Raw genomic sequence first — 4,988 nt, forward strand, 5'->3', positions numbered from 1 at the left:
TCCACCCCGCGCGCCCCAGGCCAGCAGTCAGGCGATCACTTCGATGCGAGACGAGCTCCCTCGGCAAGAGCCTCCAGCTTCGCCCACGCAATCGACGGGTAGATGCGGCCGCCCAGACCACAGTCCGTCGACGCCACGACGCGCTCGTCGCCCACGATGTCCGCGAACTGGCGGATACGCTGAGCAACCAGCTCCGGGTGCTCCACAACGTTCGTCGAGTGCGACACCACGCCCGGGATCAGGTACTTGCCCTCGGGAAGCTCGATGTCGCGCCAGATCGTCCACTCGTGTGCGTGGCGAGCATTCGCCGCCTCGAACGTCAGGCCATTCGCGTTGACCAGCAGGGCCAGATCCACGATGTCCTTGAACGCAATATCCGTCGTGTGCGGGCCGTGCCACGAACCCCAGCACACGTGGAAACGCACCAGATCCGGGTTGATGCCCTCCAGCGCGTGGTTCAGCGCGTCAATACGCACGCGCGAGAACGCGCGGTAATCCTCAACGGACGGCTCCGGGTTCATCTGATCCCAGCCCTCTGCGATATCCGGCGCATCAATCTGCACCGTCAGACCCGCGTCCGTAATGCGCTTGTACTCCTCGCGCAGCACGTCCGCGCACGCCCACACCACGGCCTCGTCGTCCTCGTAGAACGCATTAGCCACGCGAGCCGCTGAACCCGGCGAAATCGCCGCCACGAAACCATCCGACACGGGCTTGCCCGCCGCCTCCAGCGCGTGCTTCGTGCCCGCAATATCGCGCTCCACGGCCTCAGCACCGATATAGGTCAGCTCACCCGTGATCGTCGGGAACGCGATCGGGTTGCGGTTGGCGATATGGATACCCGAATCCGGATCCGCATACGCGTCCGCGAAACGTTGCCAGTCGCGGCGCTCCGCAAACGACGAGAAAGACAGACGACCGTCACGGCCAGCCGGGGGACGCACATCAAAACGCTGCACGTCCTCAAAGGACAGCCCACCGAAACGAGAGAAGGAATACGTCCACCACGCGCCGTAATCAACCGTGTCGATCATCGCGTGACCGTACTCGCCATCGTTGACGATATCCAGACCAATCTCAGCCTGACGCTTCACAACGCCGTCAACCTGATCCTGCAGCAGCGACGTGAAGTCAGCCTCGCCGAGCGAACCCTCACGGCGCGCACGATTCGCCTCGATCAGCTCGGGGGTACGGGGCAGGGAACCAACATGAGTGGTGCGAATGGTCATCGCAGTCCTTTCTCTAATCTGTGTCCTCAGCCTACGTTTCGCGCGTCGAGAACGAGGCCGAATGTCCGAAGCGTGACCAATGCGATCAACCACTCTCTCGATACGGCACTAATTCACGCACGCACCCCTTGCGTTTTCCTTGCATTCGCGCCCGCAAGCGTCCACCCACTGACACGGCGCCACGCCCACCACAGCCCCCGACATACCGCGCGAAAACCACCCCCACCCAGCCCCGGCCTCGTCCATGAGACGAAACCCGCACGGAAACGCAGCGCTCACGCTCCTAGGGTGGAGTCATTACAAGGCAAAAGAAAGGCACATCATGAGTCGCCCGCTGCGCTCGGCAACATCCACCCAGGGCCGCAACATGGCCGGAGCTCGCGCCCTGTGGCGCGCCACCGGCATGACGGACGGAGACTTCGGCAAGCCGATCATCGCCATCGCCAACTCCTACACCCAGTTCGTTCCCGGCCACGTGCACCTGAAGAACCTGGGCGACCTCGTCGCCGGAGCCATCGAAGCAGCCGGCGGCGTCGCCAAGGAATTCAACACCATCGCCGTCGACGACGGCATCGCCATGGGCCACGACGGCATGCTCTACTCCCTGCCCAGCCGCGACCTCATCGCCGACTGCGTAGAAACCATGGTGAACGCGCACCGCGCCGACGCCCTCGTGTGCATCTCCAACTGCGACAAGATCACCCCCGGCATGCTCCTGGCCGCCATGCGCCTGAACATCCCCACCATCTTCGTCTCCGGCGGCCCCATGGAATCCGGCGCCGCCGTCGACGGCGTCGTCGAACACCGCCTCGACCTCATCGACGCCATGGTCATGGCCGTCGACGACTCCGTCAGCGACAACCAGCTGGCCAGCATCGAAGCCAACGCGTGCCCCACCTGCGGCTCCTGCGCCGGCATGTTCACCGCGAACTCCATGAACTGCCTCAACGAGGCCATCGGCCTGGCCCTGCCCGGCAACGGCACCACCCTGGCCACCCAGATCGAACGCAAGAAGCTCTTCACCGAGGCCGGCACGCGCATCGTCGACATGTGCCGCGCCTACTACGACAACGAGGACGACTCCGTCCTGCCGCGCTCCATCGCCACCAAGGCCGCCTTCGAGAACGCCATGAGCCTGGACGTGGCCATGGGAGGCTCCACCAACACCGTCCTGCACATCCTCGCCATCGCCAACGAGGCCGGCGTCGACTTCACGCTCGACGACATCGACGCGATCTCGCGCCGCGTGCCCTGCCTGTGCAAGGTCGCCCCCAACTCCACGACCTACCACATCGAGCACGTCCACCGCGCCGGCGGCATCCCCGCCCTCCTCGGCGAGCTCGACCGCGCCGGCCTGCTCCACCGCGACGTCCACTCCGTCCACTCCGACAACCTGGAGAACTGGCTGGGCGCATGGGACGTGCGCAGCGGAACCGCCACCGACGAGGCCAAGCACCGCTTCCTCGCCGCCCCCGGCGGCGTGCGCACCACCCAGGCCTTCTCAACCGCCAACCTCTTCGAGTCCCTCGACACCGACTCTGAGGCCGGCTGCATCCGCTCCGTCGACCACGCCTACACGAAGGACGGCGGCCTGGCCGTCCTCTACGGAAACATTGCCGCCAACGGCGCGATCATCAAGTCCGCCGGCATCGACGAGTCCCTCTTCCACTTCGTCGGCAAGGCCTTCGTCGTCGAATCCCAGGAAGAAGCCGTCGAGGCCATCCTCAGCAAGCAAGTCACCGAAGGCGACGTCGTCGTCATCTTGTTCGAGGGCCCCAAGGGCGGCCCCGGCATGCAGGAAATGCTCTACCCGACCTCCTACCTCAAGGGCCTGGGCCTGGGCAAGAAGTGCGCGCTCATCACCGACGGCCGCTTCTCCGGCGGCACGTCCGGCATCTCCCTCGGACACATCTCGCCCGAGGCCGCGGCAGGCGGCGCGATCGGCCTCGTGCGCACCGGCGACGAGATCGAAATCGACGTCAACAACCGCATCCTGCGAGCGAACGTGAGCGACGAGGAGCTCGAGCGCCGCCGCGCCGAAAAGGGCGCCGCCCCCTGGAAGCCTTCCAAGCCTCGCCCCCGCCAGGTCTCCGACGCCCTGCGCGTCTACGGCATGCTCGCCGCCTCCGCCGACAAGGGCGGCGTGCGCGTCCTGCCCGACTGGGTGTGAGCGGGGCGCCTACAATCGTGGGCATGCATGGAGAGTACAAAGTCCCCGGAGGAAAGCTCGTCGTCGTCGACACCGACGTGGAGGAGGATCGCCTCGCGCGCGTGAGCGTGTCGGGCGACTTCTTCCTCGACCCCGACGACGCGCTCACCCGGATCACCGCGTCCCTCGAAGGGGCCCCGGCCTCGTCGAGCGCGAAGGACCTGGCCGCGCGCGTCGCCGGTGCCCTCCACGAGGGCGACACGCTCATGGGGGTGACCCCCGAGGCCATTGGCATCGCCGTGCGCCGTGCGCTGGGCGCCGCCCTGTCGTGGGACGACATCGACTTCGACGTGATCCACGGCCCCGTCGTCGACCCGATGATCAACGTCGCCATGGACGAAACCCTGGTCGAAGACGTGGCCGCGGGGCGCCGCAAGCCCTTCATGCGCCTGTGGGAGTGGAACGGCCCCCAGGTCGTCATCGGCTCCTTCCAGTCCTACCAGAACGAAATCCAACAGGACGGCGTCGAGCGCTACGGCATCACCGTGTCGCGGCGCGTCACCGGCGGCGGCGCCATGTTCATGGAGCCCGGCAACTGCATCACCTACTCGCTCGTCATCCCCACCGCCCTCGTGGAGGGAATGAGCTTCGAGCAGGCATACCCGTACCTGGATCAGTGGGTCATGGAGGTCCTGGACAAGCTGGGCATCAAAGCCACCTACGTGCCGCTCAACGACATCGCCTCCGAGTACGGAAAGATCGGCGGCGCCGCGCAGAAGCGCTGGGCGAATGGCTACATGGTCCACCACGTGACCATGGCCTACGACATCGACGCCATCAAGATGAACGAGGTCCTGCGCATCGGCATGGAGAAGATCCGCGACAAGGGCACCCGCAGTGCCGTCAAGCGCGTGGACCCCATGCGCTCCCAGACTGGCCTTCCCCGCGAGGAGATCCTCCAGGCGTTCTTCGACCACTTTAAAGAGAAGTACAACGCGAGTGTCGGCACCATCACCGCCGAGGACCTCGCGGTCGCACGCGAGCGCTGCGAGACGAAGTTCGCGCGCGAGGAGTGGGTGCACCGCATCCCCTGAGTACGGATGTCTGGCTCGGCGCGAGCCGGGCGTTCCCGGGCCCGCTTCGGCTCTCGTTCATTGACGAGGCCGTGGCCTGGTCTGGTTTTGTGGACCGGGTGTTTTGAGGGTTGTTGGTTGTTATTGGTGGTGTTGTGCCCATTGGCGTGCGTATTGGTTGGGTGAGAGCCAGCCTAGCGCGCTGTGGGGGTGTTCTTCATTGTAGCGCTGGGACCAGGCGCCAATCAGGGCGCGCGCGTGGTTGAGATCCTCGAACATGTTGTCCTCGAGGAGTTCGTCGCGCATGCGGTTGTGTAAGGACTCCACGAATCCGTTATGCCAGGGCTGGCCCGGTGGGATGAACGCTTGGAGCGTGTCATGCTCGCTGGCCCAGCGCCCCAAGGCTCCGGCGATGAATTCGGGCCCGTTATCGGCCCGAAGCACCTGGGGTGCCCCATGTGCCAGGACAGCCAGGTCAAGCATTTCGATCACGTCGGCGGCTCCCATGCGCCGCTCAACGCGGAAAGCCAGGTGTTG

Annotated in this window: 4 protein-coding genes; 2 read left to right on the forward strand and 2 right to left on the reverse strand. The window is 65.6% G+C overall.

What is annotated here, in order from left to right:
- Nucleotides 1–35: 35 nt before the first annotated feature.
- On the reverse strand, nt 36–1,229 hold the full coding sequence (locus tag HMPREF1138_RS00160; RefSeq protein WP_009055041.1) for a cobalamin-independent methionine synthase II family protein: 1,194 nt from the start codon (nt 1,227–1,229) through the stop codon (nt 36–38).
- A 322-nt stretch (nt 1,230–1,551) separates the two neighbouring features.
- Between HMPREF1138_RS00160 and ilvD the strand changes: the two genes are divergently transcribed.
- Nucleotides 1,552–3,399 (forward strand): dihydroxy-acid dehydratase, encoded by a 1,848-nt coding sequence (ilvD, locus tag HMPREF1138_RS00165; RefSeq protein ID WP_009055043.1) that lies wholly within the window; start codon nt 1,552–1,554, stop codon nt 3,397–3,399.
- Nucleotides 3,400–3,422: 23 nt separating this feature from the next.
- On the forward strand, nt 3,423–4,472 hold the full coding sequence (locus HMPREF1138_RS00170) for a lipoate--protein ligase family protein (protein WP_039936232.1): 1,050 nt from the start codon (nt 3,423–3,425) through the stop codon (nt 4,470–4,472).
- Nucleotides 4,473–4,592: 120 nt separating this feature from the next.
- Here HMPREF1138_RS00170 and HMPREF1138_RS00175 read toward each other — a convergent pair.
- A partial coding sequence (locus HMPREF1138_RS00175) for an IS3 family transposase (RefSeq protein ID WP_039936234.1) occupies nt 4,593–4,988 on the reverse strand: 396 nt, incomplete at its 5' end.

This window comes from Actinomyces sp. ICM58 (assembly GCF_000283035.1).
Taxonomy (GTDB): domain Bacteria; phylum Actinomycetota; class Actinomycetes; order Actinomycetales; family Actinomycetaceae; genus Pauljensenia.